13 protein-coding genes and 1 pseudogene are annotated in these 20,706 nt (G+C 60.4%); 7 read left to right on the forward strand and 7 right to left on the reverse strand.

Annotation, left to right across the window (positions count from 1 at the left end; genetic code table 11):
- Nucleotides 1-71: 71 nt before the first annotated feature.
- The 3 genes from G1C98_RS01645 to G1C98_RS01655 form a co-directional block, all read right to left on the reverse strand.
- Nucleotides 72-497, reverse strand: a complete 426-nt coding sequence (locus G1C98_RS01645; RefSeq protein ID WP_169078631.1) for a peptide deformylase — start codon at nucleotides 495-497, stop codon at nucleotides 72-74.
- 103 nt (nucleotides 498-600) lie between these two features.
- On the reverse strand, nucleotides 601-1,920 hold the full coding sequence (locus G1C98_RS01650) for an ATP-binding protein (RefSeq protein ID WP_169078633.1): 1,320 nt from the start codon (nucleotides 1,918-1,920) through the stop codon (nucleotides 601-603).
- A gap of 342 nt (nucleotides 1,921-2,262) precedes the next feature.
- Nucleotides 2,263-3,714, reverse strand: a complete 1,452-nt coding sequence (locus G1C98_RS01655; protein WP_169078708.1) for an amidohydrolase — start codon at nucleotides 3,712-3,714, stop codon at nucleotides 2,263-2,265.
- A gap of 279 nt (nucleotides 3,715-3,993) precedes the next feature.
- Between G1C98_RS01655 and G1C98_RS01660 the strand changes: the two genes are divergently transcribed.
- A complete protein-coding gene (locus tag G1C98_RS01660) occupies nucleotides 3,994-4,902 on the forward strand; it encodes a DUF559 domain-containing protein (RefSeq protein ID WP_169078635.1) in 909 nt (302 codons plus the stop codon).
- Nucleotides 4,903-5,236: 334 nt separating this feature from the next.
- Here G1C98_RS01660 and G1C98_RS01665 read toward each other — a convergent pair whose 3' ends face one another.
- On the reverse strand, nucleotides 5,237-6,520 hold the full coding sequence (locus tag G1C98_RS01665; protein ID WP_169078636.1) for an O-acetylhomoserine aminocarboxypropyltransferase/cysteine synthase family protein: 1,284 nt from the start codon (nucleotides 6,518-6,520) through the stop codon (nucleotides 5,237-5,239).
- Nucleotides 6,521-6,734: 214 nt separating this feature from the next.
- Nucleotides 6,735-8,828: a bilirubin reductase, long form gene (gene bilR, locus G1C98_RS01670; protein WP_205831831.1), complete on the reverse strand. Its 2,094-nt coding sequence runs from the start codon at nucleotides 8,826-8,828 to the stop codon at nucleotides 6,735-6,737.
- Between the two features lie 195 nt (nucleotides 8,829-9,023).
- Between bilR and xylA the strand changes: the two genes are divergently transcribed.
- Together xylA and G1C98_RS01680 are read left to right on the forward strand one after the other, a co-directional pair.
- Nucleotides 9,024-10,373 carry a xylose isomerase gene (gene xylA / locus G1C98_RS01675; RefSeq protein WP_169078638.1) on the forward strand — a complete coding sequence of 450 codons (1,350 nt, stop codon included), beginning with the start codon at nucleotides 9,024-9,026 and terminating at the stop codon, nucleotides 10,371-10,373.
- A 641-nt stretch (nucleotides 10,374-11,014) separates the two neighbouring features.
- Complete coding sequence (locus G1C98_RS01680; protein ID WP_169078640.1) at nucleotides 11,015-12,379, forward strand: sugar porter family MFS transporter; 1,365 nt, start codon at nucleotides 11,015-11,017, stop codon at nucleotides 12,377-12,379.
- Between the two features lie 289 nt (nucleotides 12,380-12,668).
- Here the strand turns inward: G1C98_RS01680 and G1C98_RS01685 are convergent.
- Nucleotides 12,669-14,190: pseudogene (locus G1C98_RS01685) on the reverse strand (xylulokinase).
- Between the two features lie 159 nt (nucleotides 14,191-14,349).
- On the opposite strand from G1C98_RS01685, the gene G1C98_RS01690 reads away from it, so the two are divergent.
- Nucleotides 14,350-15,582, forward strand: a complete 1,233-nt coding sequence (locus G1C98_RS01690) for an ROK family transcriptional regulator (RefSeq protein WP_169078642.1) — start codon at nucleotides 14,350-14,352, stop codon at nucleotides 15,580-15,582.
- A 28-nt stretch (nucleotides 15,583-15,610) separates the two neighbouring features.
- On the opposite strand, the gene G1C98_RS01695 is transcribed toward G1C98_RS01690, so the two are convergent.
- Entirely contained in the window at nucleotides 15,611-16,258 is a 648-nt protein-coding gene (locus G1C98_RS01695; RefSeq protein WP_169078644.1) for a YesL family protein, read from the reverse strand.
- 295 nt (nucleotides 16,259-16,553) lie between these two features.
- On the opposite strand from G1C98_RS01695, the gene G1C98_RS01700 reads away from it, so the two are divergent.
- The 3 genes from G1C98_RS01700 (at nucleotide 16,554) to G1C98_RS01710 (ending at nucleotide 20,699) form a co-directional block, all read left to right on the forward strand.
- Nucleotides 16,554-17,597 carry an ABC transporter permease gene (locus G1C98_RS01700; RefSeq protein ID WP_205831832.1) on the forward strand — a complete coding sequence of 348 codons (1,044 nt, stop codon included), beginning with the start codon at nucleotides 16,554-16,556 and terminating at the stop codon, nucleotides 17,595-17,597.
- Between the two features lie 34 nt (nucleotides 17,598-17,631).
- Nucleotides 17,632-18,552, forward strand: a complete 921-nt coding sequence (locus G1C98_RS01705) for a carbohydrate ABC transporter permease (protein WP_240944877.1) — start codon at nucleotides 17,632-17,634, stop codon at nucleotides 18,550-18,552.
- Between the two features lie 392 nt (nucleotides 18,553-18,944).
- Nucleotides 18,945-20,699, forward strand: coding sequence for an ABC transporter substrate-binding protein (locus G1C98_RS01710; protein WP_169078646.1), 1,755 nt, complete (start codon nucleotides 18,945-18,947; stop codon nucleotides 20,697-20,699).
- Nucleotides 20,700-20,706: the final 7 nt, after the last annotated feature.

Consider the following 20,706-nt stretch of genomic DNA (forward strand, 5'->3'; position numbering starts at 1 on the left):
CTACCCCGTCTACACGCCACGGCGTGAATCCCCTGCACAATAGCGGTTGCTCGGTTGCTTCCGCCGAGACCTCAGATGATCACGCCGTCGCAGTGGTCGATCTCATGCTGGATGATCTGCGTGGTAAAACCGGTGAACGCGGCATGATGCTCGCGCCAGCGGCGATCGAGATACGTGACCTCGATGCGCTGATAACGCAGCGTGCGGCGCTCGCCATTCAGCGAGAGACACCCTTCGGCGGTGTCGTAAGCGCCATCCTGCGCGGTGATGCGCGGATTGAACATGACGGTGATGCGGCCGCCCAGATCCTCGTCCACGAACGCGATGATGCGCTTGGACACGCCGATCATATTGGCCGCCATACCCACGCAGCCCTCGCGGTGCGCGTCGAGCGTATCCTTCAGATCCTGCGCCACGGCAAGATCGGCCTCGGTGTTCCGCGCATCCTCGGACGGCTGGCTGAGAAACGGGATCGATGTCATGATCGGACGCTGCATGGGGCTCCTTATATGTGTGGTTATTGTTGCGGCCGGTATGGTATGGCCGGTCGGTTCGATTGTATGCGTTGTGCACGCCGGGTGCGTGCCGGAAGGCTCAGGCTCAAGCCTGGTTTGTGGAATCCGCTAGCATCGCCGGAATCGTGATGCGGAACGAGTCGATGGAATTGTCGATCCGCGCGGCCGGTCGATGCTCGTTGCGCAGTATCGCCTCGATACGCCGATAGCCGGTGCCATTGTCCTGAAGCACCATGCCGTCACCCGGGTAGGGGACGGCATTCAGCAACGAGAACAGGAACGGGTTGCGTGTGGAACCGGAAATCGGCTGCCTTAGCGTGTGCTTGGTCACTGCGCCGAACAAGCCGCCCGGATTGGTGATTTCGATGCGGTCGGTGAACATGTCGACATGCACCGGTGTGCCCACGGCGTCGGGGGAGTAGTCGCGGTGGATGAGCGCATTGGAAATGGCCTCGCGTAGTACCGTTTCCGGGTATTGCGGGCGTCCGGCCGCACCGCTTGTACCAGGCGTGCCGGCGGAACGGCTCCAATCAAGCAGCGTTTCGACCGCATCGCTGACCATGGTGGGAATAGGGCCTACGAACACAGCAGTGCGTACCAGTTCGCGGCCGGTGGAGAACACCTCGTCGCGTGAGATGCCGGGGAACATGGCCGCGGATATGGTTAGGCGCGGGTAGAACTTCTGCGGATAGCGTCCCAAGGCCAGCAGGCCGGCCAAAGTGGGCCGAAGCATGGCCTCGCCGCTCTCGCCACCTTCACGGTCTTCGTTGGCGAAGGAACGTCCGACCGCACGCAGATCCAGCAGCATCTCCTCGTCGCTCGTATCCGCGAACACGTGGCCGTGCCTTGCGCGTTCGTCGGCGAGCAGCGCCCGTACCAGCGCCGGGGAGAGATCGTCGAGCGTGGCGTCATCGACCACCGCGATGTCATGCTCCGGCTGGCGCTGCTCCTCCAGCAGACGATCCACCTCATAAGTGGTCATGCGCCGATCGCCGTCGCCGGTACGGATGTACGAGCCGTTGTAGGGGCCGGCGGCGGTGAAATAGCAAGGCTTCTCGCGTGGCAGCATCTCGTCGACCACGGCGAAGACCAGATTGGCACCCTCGAACGGGCAGGTCACGATCACCGGGCGCACCACGGGGGTGAGCTTCTCGCAGGCCTGGCTGAGCGACTCCTGCATGGATCGCGCGTTGAACCCCTCCACTGGGGTGAAGCCGTTCTTCTCGCTCAGTCCGAGGATGATATAGCCGCCGTTGCCGTTGGAGAACGCCGAAAGGGTGTCGGTGATGGTGGTGCTGATCTTGTGGGCGCACTCCTTGACCTCGCACTGCTGCGTGTCATTGCCGATGGCGCGCATGAGCCGGATCAGCTCGGTCATCTTGGCCGTGTAGTCGTCATTGTCCATAATCCGCCGCCTTGCCTAGATATGTTCCCAGCATACCCGCGCGAATCATACTGTCGGGTGGTGTGGATTACGGCATGTGCACCGACCTGTGGGTGCAGCGTTGGCGATACGCCCCTGTATTTCGCTTACGTGTGGCAGATATGACGTCATGACGCGATGTATTTCGCTTACGTGTGGCACTTGCTTGGAGAGTTCTCGTTCTTCGTCGTTGGAACTGCGTCATTCTCATGGGTGAACGGCACAGCTAGGTGCCACACGTAAGCGAAATAGAACCCGTCCAAACCGCAAATCTGCCACACGTAAGCGAGATAGTCGTTATGAGCAGGTTGATTCCGCTATTTGCTACTTCCGGTACGTCCACCGACCTGCGAGCATGGTGGCCTGCACATGCCGCGGCATCGCGCGCATCTCCTCGGGCGAATCCACCGCCGAGGGGTCGCGGTCCAACAGCACCAAATCAGCGGCGTCGCCCGCCTTGAGGCATTTACGCCCCACCGCCGTGGACGAGGCCAGCGCCGTGCCGAAGTCGAGGCACTGCTCCGGCTGGAACGGCTCGCGCGCAGAACTCTCGGTGCCGAACACCGCCGCGGAAATGGCCAGCCACGGGTCAAGCGGTGCCACAGGCGCGTCGGAACCCATGAGCAGACGGGTCCCGGCATCGCGCAACGACCTGAACGCATAGGGGATGCCGGCCGGACGGCCCCAGAAACGGGCGATGACATCTCGATCATCCATGGCATGCTGCGGCTGGATGCTCGCGGCAAGCCCAAGCTGGGCCAGACGCGGGATATCGGTGGGTTTGAGCATCTGGGCATGTTCGATGGAGCCATGCGCCTTGGTGCGCTCGGCGCAGTCAAGCACAATGGTGTTCGCCTCGTCGCCGATGGCATGGCAGGCGATATCAAATCCGTGTTTCGTCGCCACGAACATATAGGACTCGATCTGCTCTGGCGTGTAGCTCATCGTGCCGAAGGTCTCGGGTTCGATGCCGGAGTATGGCGTCGAGCAGTATGCGGAACGGGTGTTGAGCGATCCGTCGGAAATGAGCTTCATCGCGCCCACATGCCCAAGACCATTGCTGCCGGGCAATTCGTCGCCGGTATGCCAGCCGTCGTCGATGGCTTGGTTCAGACGTTCCGGATATACGCCCGACTGGACCCGCAAACCATTGATGCCCTTGGCGAATCGGCCAATCCAGGTATCGATGTTTTCGGCCATTTCGTAGTCGCGGATGCCGACGATGCCCTTGCTTGCGGCATCATGTTCGGCCTCGCGCAGCAGACGGTCCAGCTCTTCGTCCGCGCCCGGAGCGTTGTCAAGACGGCAGTATGCGTCGAACCATTCCAGCTCGCCCACCAATCCGGATTCCCCGACCTGCACGCCGAGCATGCGCGCCGCCACCGAATTCACCCAGCCGCAATGCATGTCCGCGCTGGACAGCGCCACGGGCTGGTCGCCCGAAGCCTCGTCGATGGCCGCGAGCGTGGGCTGCTCGTCATCGGCCCACAGCGAGTGACGGAACCGCATGCCGACCACAAAGCGGTTTGGGTCGAGCCGCCCTTCGGAGCGCAGCTGGGAAAGATGATCGCGCAGCATATCCATCGCCTCGTGCGCGCTGCTGGCCCCGATAAGATCCAGTCGTCCCAACGTATACGACCATTGCGTGAAATGCGTATGGCAGTCCCATAGGCCGGGGATGACCCACATGCCTTCGGCATCAACCGTGGCAAGAGTGCGGTTCCGTTCCGCCTCACCGGGCGCGATGGCGGCGATCCGTCCCTCGTTGATCACCATGTCCATGGGTTCGCTGGAGCCCGGTGTCCTGACATTCCGGATGCAAAGCGATTCATTCACGACTGTGTGTCCTTCTCTCGATGCCTTTCCGACATGCCATGATATGCCGCAGATGCACATGGAGCGTCTGTTTTTCTACAGTGCGGAATCCATGATCGATTGGGTGGCAGCTGCTTAATTCGCGCGATCGCCGCCCGAGGATGTCGACGGTTATCCACATATCCACATTTTCGCAGGGCGCTGTGGACGGGTGTCTTGATATTTCCTATTCTCGGGCTCATGGGTAATGGGGCACGATATTCGCAGGAACTGCATGACCTCAGAGGGTCGGCGCTGGTTTCATGCAAGGCGGCAATGCGGCGGACCGCGCGTAATTTGGTATTCACGCTGTCCACGGCATTGGCACTGATGGGGATCGAACAGCCGCGGGAGCCGGGAGACGGCAGATGCTCGGATTGCCTGTATGTAGTGGTCGGCGGCAACTCGGGAAGAACGCATCTCAAAGGTGTTTGCTTTGTTATCTGGGGTGTGGAATTGGATACGGTGTTCGTCGATCACGGAAGAATCGAGTGCGCGGCCCCGGTATATGTGTGGGCCATGTATTCGGCCAGGTTGTCTCTTGAGGAACTGATTGCGCTTGGGGATTCGATGATGCGAAGGGACGGGCGTGTGAGAAGAGCCTGCCTTGAGGATTTCCGCGCGATGTTGAATCGTCTGAGGGAATGTGCCGAACAAAGCGGTCGTAAACGCGCCGTTCGAGGCATTCGCAACATGGAGCTGGCTCTGCGCGCTATGCGAGAGGGAACGGACTCCTCGCAGGAAACTAGGACGAGACTTGCGCTTATGAAGTATGGTCTGCCATGCCCGGAAGTCAATTATCTTATCCGCGATGAGAAGACGGGAAGAGTGTTTCTGCTGGACATGGCGTATCCGGAGTGGAAAGTCGTTGTCGAATATGATGGCGGGCACCATGCCGGTCAATGGCTGGCCGACAGCGAGCGGCGAAAGAGAATCGAGGATATGGGATGGCTGTACGTTCAGGCCACGAAGCTTGACCTTGGCGATGAGGAACGGGAGCGTGAATTGGCCGAACGAGTCGCTTCGAGGATTCGGGAGTGTAATCCACGGCTGGCGAAGCTTTGCGATCGGATGACGATGGAGCAGGTGCTTGACCGGAGACGGCGGTGAAGAAGCCGGGCTATTGCTAGGAAGCGAGAGGTAGCGATGCGCCAATCGGTCTATTTCGCTTACGTGTGGCAGATACGGGAGTGTGACGCGATATATCTCGCCTACGTGTGGCAGAGGATAGCGGAGACTCGTGAATCAAATGGCATGATTTCAACGGGAAAGGACGGTAAACCGCGATGTACGTGCCACACGTAAGCGAAATAGAACCGGTCGAAAGCGTATATCTGCCACATGTAAGCGAAATGGGGGTTCGTAGAGCGGAATCGGCATAGACAGGTGAGGCCCCGGAAAGAAAAGATCCTGTGTCTCACCTGTCTAAAGAAAGGATGCCGTATTACTCCTGCACGGCGGCCAGCGCCTGGTCAATGTCGGCGATGATGTCGGCCGCGTTCTCGATGCCGCAGCTCAGTCGCACCAAATCAATACCCACGCCGGCTTCCTCAAGCTGTTCCTCGGTGAGCTGACGGTGCGTGGTGCCTGCTGGATACAGCGTACAGCTGCGAGCGTCGGCCACATGCGTGGCGATGGACACCATCTTCAGATGGTCGAGGAACGCGGAGACCTTCGCGCGGCCGCCCGGCACGCCGAAGGAGATTACGCCGCAGGTGCCGTTCGGCATGTACTTGTTCGCCAGCACATGGTACTTGTCGCCCTCAAGCCCCGGGTAGCTCACCCAACTCACGCGCGGGTCGGCATCGAGCCACTTCGCTACTGCCAAGGCATTGGCGCAATGGCGTTCCATGCGCACTCCCAGCGATTCCAGATGCATGCCCATGATCCACGAATTGATCGGAGCCGGCGTGGAACCGAAGTCGCGCATGAGCTGCGCGGTGGCCTTGGTGATGTATGCGGCCTTGCCGAATTCCTTCGCGTAGGTCACGCCATGGTACGAGTCGTCCGGAGTGGTGAGTCCGGGGAACTTCTCGGCATGCGCCATCCAATCGAAGTTGCCGGAATCCACGATCGCTCCGCCCACGCAGGAGCCATGCCCATCCATATATTTGGTGGTGGCGTGCGTGACGATGTCCACGCCGTACTGGAACGGGCGGCAGTTGATCGGGGTGGGGAAGGTGTTGTCCACGATCAGGGGCACGCCATGGCGGTGCGCGGCGCTCACGAATTTCTCGAAGTCGAGCACGATGAGTGCCGGGTTGGAGATGGATTCGCCGAACACGGCCTTGGTGTTCGGACGGAATGCGGCTTCCAGTTCCTCTTCGCTGCAGTCCGGGCTCACGAAGGTGCACTCGATGCCCATTTTGCGCATGGTGACGTTGATGAGGTTGAACGTGCCGCCGTAGATGGCGGACGATGCGACGATATGGTCGCCGTTGTTGCAGATGTTGAACAGTGCGAAGAAGTTCGCGGCCTGGCCGGACGAGGTGAGCATGGCAGCCGCGCCGCCCTCAAGCTCGCAGATCTTGGCGGCGACGGTGTCATTGGTCGGGTTCTGCAGGCGCGTGTAGAAGTAGCCGGACTCGGACAGGTCGAACAGGCGGCTCATCTGTTCGCTCGACTGGTATTTGAAGGTGGTGGCCTGAATGATCGGGGGAGTGCGTGATTCGCCGTTTCCGGGCTGATAGCCTCCCTGTACACAGATGGTGTCGACGTTTTCTGTCATTGATTCCTTCTTTCGTTTTTTTCGCGCGTCTTTGCGTTGCGCCTCGTTGCAGACAAACATGCACACTCTACCACCGCTGTGCGGGTTCCAATGGAATGGACGGATAAATGGATAATGATATGGCAAGACGAACAATGGGCTAAGAACGTGATTCGCCTGTCCGCGCATTTGTAGGGAATGCGCGGACAGGCGAATTCATGTGAAAGGCAGCGACTCAGGCGGTTGCTGCCAGGTACCCTTCCTCGACGGCTCGATCGATATCGGCGGTCTTGCCGTTGCAATCGCCGATTCGACGCACCGTGATGTTGGCCGATTCAAGGGCGGAGACATCGAATTCTGCCGGCATGGTGCCGATGGCCATCACCACGCTGTCGCATGGCAGGGTGATCTGCGTCGATTCCGAGGAGTCATCATCCGTATTCTTGCGGCTGGCTATGATTTGCCCTGGCTCGATTCTTTCGACTTTGGTGTCGGTATACAGCGCCACCTTGTGATCGGCGAAATCCTGCATCATAACCGGTTTGATGGTGCTGGACTCCTCGGCGGCGATCTGCCCTGTCATCTCCACGATGCTCACCTCGCAGTCCGGGTGGTTCTGTGCAATGAACTCCGCGGTTTCCGCGCCTACCAGTCCTCCGCCGATGACGATGGTGCGACCAGTGGGAGCTGCGTTCCCTGCGAGCAGATTCCATGCACTGATGACGTGCGGCAGATCGGCCCCCTCGATGTGCGGTTCCGCGTTGCGTCCGCCAACCGCCACAATCACCTCATCCGGTGATTGTCCCACCAGCATTTTGGCATCGGCGGCGGTGTTGAGCTTCACTTCGACGCCGGCAGCTTCCAGCGACCTTGAATACCATGCGACAACGCGTGACATTTCCTTCTTGCGCGGTGGAGTGCACGCGATTCCGAGTTGTCCTCCAAGATGGTCGCTTTGCTCGAACAGAGTCACGTGATTGCCGCGTAGTGCCGCTACGCGGGCTGCTTCCATGCCGGCCGGGCCGCCGCCGACGACAATGATGTTGCGCTGCTGTTTCACTGGTTGGATGGTGCGCTGATATTCGTACCCGCCTTCCGCGTTGAGAACGCAGGAGATGAATCGGCGGCTGGCTATGGCGTCGGTGCAGCCGCGGTTGCACATCATGCAGGGGCGAATGAGCTCGGTCTGATTTTCGGCTACTTTATTGGCATAGTCGGGATCGCAAAGCATGGGGCGGCCGAGTCCGATATAGTCGCAGGCGCCGCTTTCGATGAGCTCTGCGCCCTGCTCGGGCGTGAGAATCCGTCCCACGGTGGAGACCGGAACACTCACGGCTTCCTTGATTCGGCGTGCGTAGGGCTCCATGAAACAGGCGGGACGTGTGCCCATGGCCGGGATGGTGTCGTTGAGATTGCCGGTGTGATTGGCTTGGGCTACGTGGAAGGTGTCGACGCCGTCTTCTTCGAGCAATTTGGCGAGTTTGACAGCTTCGTCGATAAACAGGCCTCCACGACCTATTTGCGGATTTTCGGTGACGATGGGCAGCTTGTAATCGATGCAGATATCCGGCGATCCTTCGCGAATCGCATGGACCACGGCTCTTGCGAAGCGAGTGCGGTTTTCGAATGAGCCGCCGTATTCATCTGTTCGCTGGTTGATCAGGGTCGAGCAGAGGGATCCGATAAGTCGGTCGCCGTGCACTTCGATGGCGTCGACTCCGGCTTTGGTGGCACGTGCGGCCAGAGCCTTGATGCTGTCGAGGATTTCCCCGAGCCGTTGTGCGCTCACTTCGTTGATGTAGTGGCTCATATCATGATGCAACTTGGCCCGTGCGCCGGCCATGTCTCCCTGTCTGAACAGCTCGGCTACGGCCACGGTGTCGTATTCGGGATGAAATACCTGGATGCCGAGTTTGCAGTCGAATTCGTGCAGGGCGTCCGCAAGTGCGGCGAAAGATGGGATTTGTTCGTCGGTCACGAGTTTTGGTGTGGGGGAGATGGTGTATACGGGTGCTACGTCTCCCAGCACGATGTATGAGGCTCCGCCCTGCGCCACGCGTCTATAGAAGTTGATGCTTTGCTGGGTGATGGAGCCGTCCCTTGCCTCATAGCCAGTGGTCATCGGAGGGAACATGATGCGGTTCTTCAGCTGCATGTGGTTGATTTCCAATGGGTTCATGAGAGTGGTCAGCGACATTCTCTCCTCCTTGAGTGGTATGTGCCTGTGGCTTTTTTTGTGCATGACGGTGGTGTTTTTTCTAGGGCGGAGGCCCTGATCATGCGATACCTGCACATTATCACCGTAGATAAGAAGGGGATGGTTGAGCATGTTGAAGCATCGCATCAAGGTGTGAGAGGCCTGTCAGGGTAAGTGCGGAAACGGTGATATCCCAAGCGAAACACCGTAAAAGTAAAACGAATTGACAAAGATAGGTAATTCATTTTATTATGTATCGCAAGACGGGTTCAGGCCCGCCAGAACAAAACGCTTGTAAGGCAAAGCCAAATAGCAAAGGAGCAACCCATGGGTCTGTGGGATATTGACAAGATTCCGTACGTCGGCCGCGAAAAGGGACCGCAGGAGGGTCTGGCCTTCCATTACTACGATGCCGACCGCGTCGTCGCCGGCAAGAAGATGAAGGATTGGCTGCGTTTCGGTGTCGCTTGGTGGCACACCTTCGATCAGCAGCTCGTTGATCCGTTCGGCACCGGCACCGCCCAGCGTCCGTGGTACGGCAAGTACTCCGATCCGGAGGACGAGGCCCTGGCCAAGGTTGATTACGCCTTCGAGTTCTTCCAGAAGCTCGGCGTCGAGTACTTCTGCTTCCATGATCGCGATATCGCTCCGGAAGGCGATACCCTGCGCGAGACCGACAAGAACCTGGACAAGGTCGTCGACAAGATCGAAGAGAACATGAAGTCCACCGGCATCAAGCTGCTGTGGAACACCTCTTCCCTGTTCACCAACCCGCGCTTCGTGTCCGGCGCTTCCACCTCCCCGTTCGCGGACATCTACGCCTACGCAGGCGGCCAGCTGAAGCACTCCCTGGAGATCGCAAAGCGCCTGGGCGCTGAGAACTACGTGTTCTGGGGCGGCCGTGAAGGCTACGAGAACCTGTGGAACACCCAGATGAAGCGCGAGCAGGAGCACATGGCCAAGTTCTTCCACATGTGCCATGACTACGCGAAGGAAATCGGCCTGGATGCCCAGTTCCTGATCGAGCCGAAGGCCAAGGAACCGACGATGTTCCAGTACGACTTCGACGCCGCCACCGCCATCAACTTCCTGCGCACCTACGACCTGATGGACGTCTTCAAGCTGAACCTGGAAGGCAACCACGCCAACCTGGCCGGCCACACCTACCAGCACGAGATCCGCACCGCCCGCGAGGCCGGTGTGCTCGGCTCCCTCGACGCCAACCAGGGCGACAAGCTCATCGGCTGGGATATGGATGAGTTCCCGACCGACCTGTACGAGACCTCCACCGTCATGTGGGAAGTCCTCGCCGAAGGCCAGATCGGCCCTCACGGTGGTCTGAACTTCGATGCCAAGCCGCGTCGTACCTCCTTCACCGCCGAGGATCTGTTCCGTTCCCACATCGCCGGCATGGATTCCTTCGCAGCCGGCCTCCTGGTCGCCGCCAAGATGCACGAGGACAAGGTCATCGAGAACCTGCAGGCCGAGCGCTACAGCTCCTTCGATTCCGGCATCGGCGCAACCGTCGAGAACGGCACCGCCTCCCTGGCTTCCCTGGAGGAGTACGCTCTGGACATCCCGCAGTCCAAGCTCATCGCCGCCACCAAGTCCGATCACCTCGAGTCCGTCAAGGCCACGATCAACAACTACATGATCGACGCTCTGGCCGAGGCATGAGCCGAAACCCCTGTGGGGTTTCGGGTAGCCTCGGGCGATGTCCGAGACGATAGTCGAGGACGAGCAAAAAATGGGTGCGTGTAGCGCTCCGAAATTGCCGGACCGGGCGTGAGCCGAAACCCCGGGTTACGGGGCTTGGCACGGCCTCAGGCGAAAGCCGGGTAACGTCCAAGCCCCACGGGGCTTACATAATCGAGATAACTGAGATAACTGAAAAACGAAAAGCCGACCGGTGCTTACGGAAAATGTGCGATTGATACGGCAAGCGCCGGCGGTTTGAAGGTCATTGACGCTGCGCCTGCACGCGTAGAGAGGTCAGCTGCATGCGGGCGTGCGTCGATGCCGATACGAAAACGATGGCCGCTGGACTTTCTGCACGGCTCAGCGGCCATCGCGTAGTACATGGAAACACTGTGGTTGCCATGACGAGTTTCATTGTAGCAGTGGGTGCCGCAACGACTTCTCGCGATGACGCGATGATCACCTCTCGTATGCCTGTCTCGACGTATGCCATGATGCGCTTTCGTGCGCGTTTGGCGGCGGTTTCGAAGATGACTGGCTGTTCGCTCCCGCAGTGTTCCGCATGGCCGTGTGCCATGCGCGGTCCCGAGGATCGCATGCCTCAAAGAAGGGAGAAACCAATGAAACATATGCCTAAGGGTGTCGTGTATTTCTTCGGCGCGTTGGGTGGCCTGCTGTTCGGTTACAACACGGGCGTGATTTCCGGAGCCATTCTGTTCATTCAAAAGCAGATGCATCTTGGCGAATGGCAGCAGGGATGGGTCGTCAGCGCGGTGCTGCTTGGCGCAGTGCTCGGCGCGGCGTTCATCAGCCCGCTGTCCGATTCCCTGGGCCGCCGCAAGCTGCTGCTGATCTCGGCCGTCATCTTCGTTGTCGGCGCGTTGGGTTCCGGCTTCGCGCTGGGCTACTGGGCGCTGATCATCTTCCGTATTATCCTTGGTCTGGCCGTCGGCGCGGCGTCCGCACTGATCCCGACCTATCTTGCCGAGCTGTCCCAGGCGCATAAGCGTGGCACCGTTTCCGGTCTGTTCCAGCTCATGGTGATGACGGGCATCTTCCTCGCCTATGTCACCAACTACACTTTCTCCGGCATGTACACCGGCTGGCGCTGGATGCTTGGCTGCGCCGCCATCCCGGCCGTCATTCTGTTCCTTGGCGGTCTATTCCTCCCCGAATCCCCGCGTTTCCTGGCTCGCCGCGGCGAGATCGACAAGGCGCACGAGGTGCTGCTGTCCATCTATGACGAGGACGACAAGCGTGCCAGCCACGAGCTTGAGGAGATCGAGAAGCAGGCCAAGATCGAAAGCAAGGGTCTTGCCGAACTGTTCGGTCCGACCGTCCGCCCGGCACTGGTCATCGGCATCGGCCTAGCCATCTTCCAGCAGATCATGGGCTGCAACACCGTGCTGTACTATGCCCCGACCATCTTCACCGAAGTCGGCTTCGGCGTCTCCGCCGCACTGCTTGCGCATATCGGCATCGGCATCTTCAACGTCATCGTCACCGCCGTGGCCATCGCCATCATGGATAAGGTCGATCGCCGCAAGATGCTGATCGTCGGCGCCATCGGCATGGGCGTCTCGCTGTTCGTGATGAGCATCTGCATGAAGTTCTCCGGCAACAACATGACCGCCGCCATCATCTGCGTAATCGCACTGACCGTCTACATCGCGTTCTTCTCCGGCACGTGGGGTCCGGTCATGTGGATCATGATCGGCGAGGTGTTCCCGCTGAACATCCGTGGCCTGGGCAACTCCTTCTCCAGTGTGATCAACTGGGCCGCCAACGCCCTGGTCTCCCTGACCTTCCCCTACTTGCTGAACCTGTTCGGCACCGGCAGCCTGTTCATCGGCTACGGCGTGCTGTGCTTCCTGTCCATCTGGTTCGTGCACTCCTACGTGTTCGAGACCCGTGGCCGCTCCCTTGAGGAGATCGAGTCCGAGCTTCGCAAGCGCATGCACAACACGAAGAAGGTGAACGCCTGATAACGCACCGGGTGCCTGCCTTAGGCACGGCACCCGCCTTGAATTCTTCCCCCTGAACTCCTTCCAAACAGCCGGCCGTGGATTCGTCCGCGGCCGGCTTTCCTTATCTGTGCAGCCAGCGGATGTGCCTGGGCGCGCTGATGAGTCGGTTGCTGATTACTGTTGCCGGTTACTGGTTGCCGTGATCCGGGGGAGCGCGAGGATCTGCACATATACGAAACGGGCCGTGCGGCGATCGAATCGCTGCACGGCCCGTTTCTCTGGAAGGAAGGAGAAAAGGAGAAATGAATCAGCCGCGGGCCTTGGCGTAGGCCTCGTAGACGGCTTCGGTCGGCTCGCCGGTCTCCACGCCGTCGATGGTGAGCTTCCATGCCGGAGGCTCGGCTTCGCCGGACAGGACCCAGGCGGCCTGACGCGCGGCGCCGATGGCCACGTATTCGTCGGTTGCCGGGCGGGTCACGTCCATGCCGAGGATGCTCGGGGCCAGTGTGCGGATGGCTTCGGACTTCGCGCCGCCGCCGATGAGCAGGATGCGGTTGATCGTGGCACCCAGGGAGCGGATGAGCTCCAGGCAGTCGCGCTGGGAGCACAGCAGGCCTTCGACGAAGGCGCGCGCCAGATTCTCTTTGGTGGTGTTGGCCAGCGTCAGGCCGGAAAGCGTGGCGGTGGCGTCCGGGCGGTTCGGGGTGCGTTCGCCGTCGAAGTACGGCACCAGGGTGATGCCTTCGGCACCCGGCTTGGAGGCGAAGGCCAGCTTGGCCAGTTCGTCGTAGTCCACGCCGAGGGCCGCGCGGCCGGCGTCGAGGATGCGCGATCCGTTGATGGTGCAGGCGAGCGGCAGGTAGTGGCCGGTGCAGTCGGCGAAGCCGGATACCGCGCCGGTCAGGTCGTAGGTCGGGTTCTCGGAGATGGCCGCGGCCACGCCGGAGGTGCCCAGGGAAATGGATACGTCGCCGACGCCCATGCCCAGGCCCAGCGAGGCCATGGCGTTATCGCCGCCGCCGGGGGCGAGCGTGCAGCCGCCTTCGACGTTCTTGCCTGCGATTGCCGGATCGGCCTTGACCGGCGCGGCGTCACGCGGGCCCAGCACGGTGGGCAGCACGATCGCGTCGGCGTGCGCCTTGGCGGCATCGGCGCCTTCGGCGGCTTCGAGCACCATGGCGATCAGGTCGCGGCGGTATTCGTTCGATGCGGCATCGTAGTAAGATGGTGCCGGAGGCGTCGGAACGGTCGGTGAACAGGGCGTCGAGATGCGCGTCCTCGCCCTCGGCGACCGGTCCGTACCCGGCGATGCGCCAGCTCAGCCAGTCGTGAGGCAGGCAGATCGCTGCGATCTTCTTGGCATTCTCGGGTTCGTTTTCGGCGACCCATGCCACCTTGGTCAGGGTGTAGGAGGCGACGGGGGAGGAGCCCACGGCCTTCACCCAGCGCTGCTTGCCGCGGGCGATCGGGTCTTCCGGCTCATCGCCCTGCGCAGGTGCCTCGCCCATCTTCTCGATCAGTGCGGCCGCCTGCGGGGCGGAGCTCACGTCGTTCCACAGCATGGCGTCGCGGATCACGTTGCCCTGCTTGTCGAGGATCACCATGCCGTGCTGCTGGCCGCCGACGGCCAGTGCGGCCACGTCGTCCAGTCCGCCGGCCTGCTGTGCGGCCTCCTGGAACGCCTCCCACCAGTACTTCGGGTCGATGGACGTGCCGTTCGGGTGCTTGGCCTGGCCGAAGCGGACGAGTTCGCCGGTCTCGGCGTCCGTCACGCGTACCTTGCAGGACTGGGTCGAGGTGTCGACGCCAGCCACCAGAGTCTGTGCCATGTGTGTGCTGCCTCCTTGCATGCCGTCCGCCAATGGCGCACGGTTAATAGTTAGATGAATAAACTATACTATAGTAGTGTAGCATCAGGAATGGCTTCGGAACATCGGTTCGTGGATATTCCTCGGCATACAAACGGACAGGGCAGGAACGGGACGACTATGGCTTCTCTTCGCAGGATCAACCAGGACGATTTGCGCAATCACAATCTTTCCGTGGTGATCGACACGTTGTTGCGCGCCTCATCGCCGATGAGCCGTGCCGCTCTGGCCAAGGAGACCGGTCTGACCAAGGCGACGATGTCGTTGCTGGTGTCGCTGCTGATCGACGCGGGCGTCGTCAAGGAAGGCGAGCCGCAGACCTCGTCCAATTACGGTCGTCCCTCCACGCCGCTGACGATTGGCGGCGGCAAGGTGTGCGGCATCGGCATGCAGGTCAACACCGACGGCTACGGCTGCATCGCATTGGACATCAACCGTGACACCCTGGGGTATGAGTGGGTCGATGCCGATATGAGCGGTGCGGCTCCGGAAGTCGTATTCGACAAGCTCAGCACCATGGCAGAATCCATGGAGCGCCGGCTCAAGCGCAAGGGGTGCCTCATCGCCGGTGCCGCCTGCGCGCTGCCGGGCCTGATCACATCAAGAAAACAGCTGCTCATGGCGCGCAACCTGGGGTGGGAGAACATCGACCTGACGCGTTTCCCGGTCATGCAGCACTATGACGTAAGCCCGGGCAACGAGGCGAAGATGGCCGCCATCGCGCAGATTCCCGGCTATGCATGCGCCCGCGCCGACTTCCTGGACGCCGTGGACTGCATGGATTCCTTCATCTATCTGTCCTGCGATATCGGCATCGGCGGCGCGATCGTGCGTGACGGCGAGGTCGTGGCCGGCTCTCATGGGTTTGCCGGCGAGATCGGCCACCTGTCGGTTGCGTTGGACGGGCCGCTGTGCAGGTGCGGCCGCAAGGGGTGCCTTGAGGCGTACGCCGGCCGCCGTTCGTTGGTGGAGGCCTCCGGTGTGGCCAGCGGCGAGGAGGCGTCCACGGCCCAGGCGCTGGACAGGATGCTGGATGCCTGGCATGCCGGCGACGCACAGACCGTGGAAGCGGTCGATCGCGCCGTCGACGCGCTGACTTCGGCCATCGGTTCGGCGGTGAATCTGGTTGATGTCGACACCGTGCTGCTGGGCGGCTGGTGGATCAATTTCGGCCAGCCGTTCTACGAGATGCTTGAGTCCCGTCTCAAGGAGCAGGTGCTGGGCGCTTCCGATATGCAGGTGAGCGTATCCATGCCGCCGGTCGCCGATCATCCGGCGCTGTACGGTGCGGCGGAAGTGGGTCTGCGTCGGTTCATCGACAATCCGTTGGGATTCATCGCCGACAAGGCGTGATGTTCTACCGCGTTTCCGCGCCGCGGCGTCAGTCGTGGGCGTTGACGAAGGTTGGTTCCTCCACTGGGCCGATTTGGCCGTAGCGCTTGAAGGCCCATAGCAGCAGCAGCGACTTCGCGTAGGCCACCCATGAGATGCCGAAGATCAGCGCGAGCACGCGGATGAACGGCACATAGAACGCGATGCCCAGCGCGATGACGTCGATGCACAGCAGCGCGAGCGTGGCGGGCCATGCGCGCCACGGGAAGAGGGCGGCGAGTCTCCATTCGGTGCCGAGGGTGTTGGTGAAGCGCGCCTGCAGGGGGAAGAGGTATTCGGCGATGAACACGACCACCACGGCGGCGATGATGAAGATCACCAGCGGTACGTACGAGACGTTGGAGTCGTACACGGCCCAGAACACGATGCCGAAGATGATGACGGCCGCAAGCGCGACGAGGATGATCCAGGAGACGACGGCCTGTTTGAATTCGCGCTTGAAGCGCTTGAGGTATTCCTTGACGAGCGGGATGTCGTCGTGCTCGTCGTAGGCGAACATCGTCGAATAGAGTGCGGTGCGGGCGGGGCCGATGGTGATGACGGGGACCATGGTGATCAGGTAGACCAGGTTCAGCCCGGTGAAGCGCAGCAGGGTGTCCATGAAGCGCCAGAACGGTGCGTTGATGTTGAAGTGCATAAATCCTCCCTGATTTACCTTCCGAATACAGCTGATATTATCGTGCCGCAGACACGCGACACGCCCTATTTATCATTTTATAAATAAGGATTTTTCCCCACTTAGTTCGTTGGAATAACAATAGTTTGGGGTGATATGCCAACGTTTGTCGGGGGTCGGTTCGCCAAGGTGGTTTGACGAAGGCCAATGTTGTTTATAAACTGATAAATAACAGATTTGGAGCTGAGAGAGAAACATCCGATGCGTTTTCCCCGGTTTCAACCAGCAGTTATCTGCATGTTTCAAAGGAGACAAGATGCAGTCCGTAACAACTACGCCGGCTGGCGGTTCGGTTGCCAACGAGGCTGAGGCAGCGGTTGTGGGTTCGCCTGCACCGAGAAGCCGTAAGGATCGTCGCGCAGCCAACAAGGCCAAGAAGATGGCCGGCAATATCGACTACAACAAGAGGCACGGCAAGAGGCTATTCCTGCTGGTCGCCCCCTTGCTGATCATGGTGGTGCTGTTCAGCTATCTGCCGCTGCTCGGCTGGGTGTACGCGTTCTTCGATTATCAGCCGCCGCTGCCGCTGAGCGAATGCGATTTCGTGGGCTTCCACTGGTTCACCTTCCTGGTGTCCAGCCCGGCGCAGCTCAAGACCATCGGCCAGGTGCTCATCAACACCTTCGCCATGTCCGGATTGAACATCCTGACCTCGTTCATCCCGGTGATCTTCGCCATCGCCCTCAACGAGATCCGCTGCAAGTGGTTCAAGAACCTCATCCAGACGCTCACCACGCTGCCGAACTTCATCTCCTGGGTGTTGGTCTACTCCATCGCCTTCGCGATGTTCTCCTCCTCCGGCATGGTCAACGAGCTGCTGCAGAACCTGCACATCATCAGCGCGCCTATCAAGTTCCTTGATTCCGGCGACCACACGTGGCTCAAGATGCTGCTGTGGAACATGTGGAAGGGCATCGGCTGGGGCTCGATCATGTACCTGGCAGGCATCGCCGGCATCGATCAGGAGCTCTACGAGGCCGCCCAGGTGGACGGCGCCAACCGCTTCCAGCAGATCATCCACGTCACGGTCCCGCAGCTGCTGCCGACCTACTTCGTGCTGCTGATGCTCTCGATCTCCAACTTCCTCAACAACGGCATGGATCAGTACTACGTCTTCCAGAACTCCTTCAACAAGGATTGGATCCAGGTGCTCGATCTGTACGTGTACAACGTCGGCCTTGGCCAGTCCAGCCTGTCGCTCGGTACCGCAATCTCGATTCTGAAGTCCCTGGTCTCCGTGGCCCTGCTCTTCACCGTCAATTGGCTCTCCAAGCGCACCCGCGGTGTGGGCATCGTCTGATCGGCATAAGTCCAAGGAACGTTAAGGATAAATCATGGCAAAGGTAAAGAAGGGCATTTCCCCCGCGATGCGTCGCACCCCGGGCGAGAAAGCATACAACGTCTTCAACATCATCTTCCTGTCCCTGTTCGCGCTGATCTGCGCGTACCCGTTCTATTACCTCATCATCAACTCGTTCTCCGATAACAACGCATCGGCGGCGGGCGACGTGATGTGGTGGTTCAAGGGCTTCCACCTGGAGAACTACAAGAACGTACTCTCGCTTGACGGTCTGGCAACCGCGGCCTGGATCTCCGTGGCACGTACCATCATCGGCACCGTGCTCACCGTGCTGGCCAGCGCCTACCTCGGCTTCATGTTCACGCAGAAGAGCATGTGGCACCGTACCTTCTGGTACCGCTTCGTGATCATCACCATGTACTTCAACGCAGGTCTGATCCCGATGTTCATCACGATGAAGAACCTGCACCTGACCAATAACTTCTGGGTGTATATCCTGCCTGCGGTCGTGCAGCCGTTCAACATCATCCTGGTGAAGACCTTCATCGAGTCCATTCCGCCTTCGCTGCAGGAGGCCGCCGAGATGGATGGCGCCGGCACGCTGACCGTGTTCACGCGCATCATCCTGCCGATGTGCACCCCGATCCTGGCTACCGTGGGCATCTTCTCGGCCGTGAACCAGTGGAACTCCTTCCAGGACACCCTGATCTACATGACCGACTCGAAGCTCTACTCGCTGCAGTACCTGCTGTACACCTACATCAACCAGGCGTCCGCATTGGCCAACGCGGCCAAGGCGAGCTCGGCGAATGTGGCGGCCCTGGCCAGCGCGGCCACCCCGACCTCGATCCGTATGACGGTCTCCGTCATCGTGGTGCTGCCGATCATGTTCACCTACCCGTTCTTCCAGCGCTTCTTCGTCAAGGGCATGATGCTGGGAGCGGTAAAGGGCTGAGCCGTAATGAACAGTCCTGTGGACTGTTCATAGGCTCAGCCTGAGCAGGGGCGACAGCCCCTGCGAAGGCAGCATTGAGCCTCGCGCAAAGCGCGAGTCCTCAATTGCAGTGGGCAGGCTCGTGCAGGCAGGGTGGTCTCACCGCCCTCCCTGCAGGAGCAGGACACAAGTCCATACCCGCAAGTGGGCAGGCCACCCAGCTCCGGGTAGCCTTTACCCATCCCCTCGGGGCAGGCCAGACCACCGGCCTTGCATCTGCCCCAACCGGGAATCGACAACCGGCCCCATACAACCAACAAGGGTTGGCCTCCCAGCAAAGGAGGCCAACCCGGAACACAGATTCTTCCCCCATAACTGAATATAAACAAAGGAATACAAGGAGGTTTCCACACATGGAACTGAAGAAGATCACCACCCGCGTGCTCGCGGCAGGTGTGGCGGCGGCCACGCTGTTCTCCGTCGCGGCCTGCGGTAGCAGCAGCAACAGTGCTGATACCAAGGACGACGGCTCGGAAATGACCGTTGATGTCTTCGATTCGCTGGCCAACAGCCAGGGCGTGCAGAAGGGTTGGTACGCCAAGCTCATCAAGGATAAGTTCAACATCAAGCTGAACATCATCGCGCCGAACGTCTCCGGTGGCGACACCGTGTTCGATACCCGTTCCGCCGCAGGCAACCTGGGCGACCTCGTCATCACCAGCACCGGCAATGGCCGTCTAAACAAGCTGGTCAAGGCCAAGCTCATCGAGGATATGACCCCGTACTACTCCAGCATGAAGAATGTGAAGAAGTACGATAACGCGGTCAAGTCCATCACCAAGGAAGCCGGCAAGGACGGCGTGTGGGGCATCCCGCAGGCCGCGTCCTCCCAGTCCCCGACCGACCCGAGCGAAGGCATCGAGCCCGGTTCCGCGCCGTACATCCGTTGGGAATACTACAAGGAGGTCGGCTACCCGGAGATCAAGGATCTCGACAGCTTCCTTGACGTGCTCAAGCAGATGCAGGACAAGGCCCGTCAGGAGACCGGCCAGAACGACATCTACGCGTTCTCCCTGTTCAAGGATTGGGATAGCGATGTGATGCAGAACGCCGCTGCCATCTGCAGCTGGTACGGCTACAAGCAGCAGGGCTCCCTGTTCATCGGCCCTGACGGCAAGGACATCCAGTCCGCCACCAAGGAAGGCGGCATCTATCAGAAGGCTCTGGCCTTCCTGAACAAGGCCGAGTCCATGGGCCTGGTCGATCCGGATTCCACCACCCAGGATTGGGATACCATGCAGACCAAGGTCTCCAACGGCAAGACGCTGGTCTCCCTGTGGAGCTGGCTGGGCAAGCCGCGTATGAACTCCAACGAGAACAAGGCCAAGGGCGTCGGCTTCATGCTGGCTCCGCTGGAGGATATGGACGTCTACTCCGACGGCTTCACCCCGGACGGCGACGGCTCCTACATGATCGCCATCGGTTCCAAGGCCAAGAACAAGGCTCGTCTGGCCAAGTTCATCGATTGGCTGTACTCTCCTGAAGGCATCTACGCCTCCGCTTCCAACGCCGGCGGCGCCGCCTGCCCGAAGGATCTCGGCTGCTTCACCACCGATTCCGACGGCAAGAACCCGAAGCTCACCGAGTTCGGCAACACCGCTATGAACGGCGACCACGCCAACCTGAAGGTTCCCGCGAAGCTCGGCGGCGGCACCTATGATGACGGCCTGTCCAAGCTGAACTTCAAGGCCGTCCAGCAGAACGATATCGATCCGAACACCGGCGAGGCCTACAACGCTCAGATGTGGAAGTCCGAACAGGACGATTCCGCCCTGTTCAAGGATTGGTCCGCTCACATGGGCAACGCCAAGAACGACATCGACTACCTGCAGACCAACAACAAGCTGGCTGTCGCGGCCGGTGCCTCCTACACCGCTCCGGAAGAGGATTCCACCATCTCCGCAACCCGTAGCTCCATCAAGAGCGCCACCGTCCAGGCCTCTTGGCAGTCGGTCACCGCCAAGAACGACGCCGCCTTCACCAAGACCCTGAAGGATCTGCGCACCAAGGTCGACGAGCTCGGCTACAAGAGCGTGCTGAAGGTCGATCAGGACAACGCCAAGGCCCTGGTCAAGGCCCGCGAGGCGGTTATCAAGGAAGCCAAGTGATTCGTCA

This window comes from Bifidobacterium erythrocebi (assembly GCF_012932675.1).
GTDB lineage: Bacteria > Actinomycetota > Actinomycetes > Actinomycetales > Bifidobacteriaceae > Bifidobacterium > Bifidobacterium erythrocebi.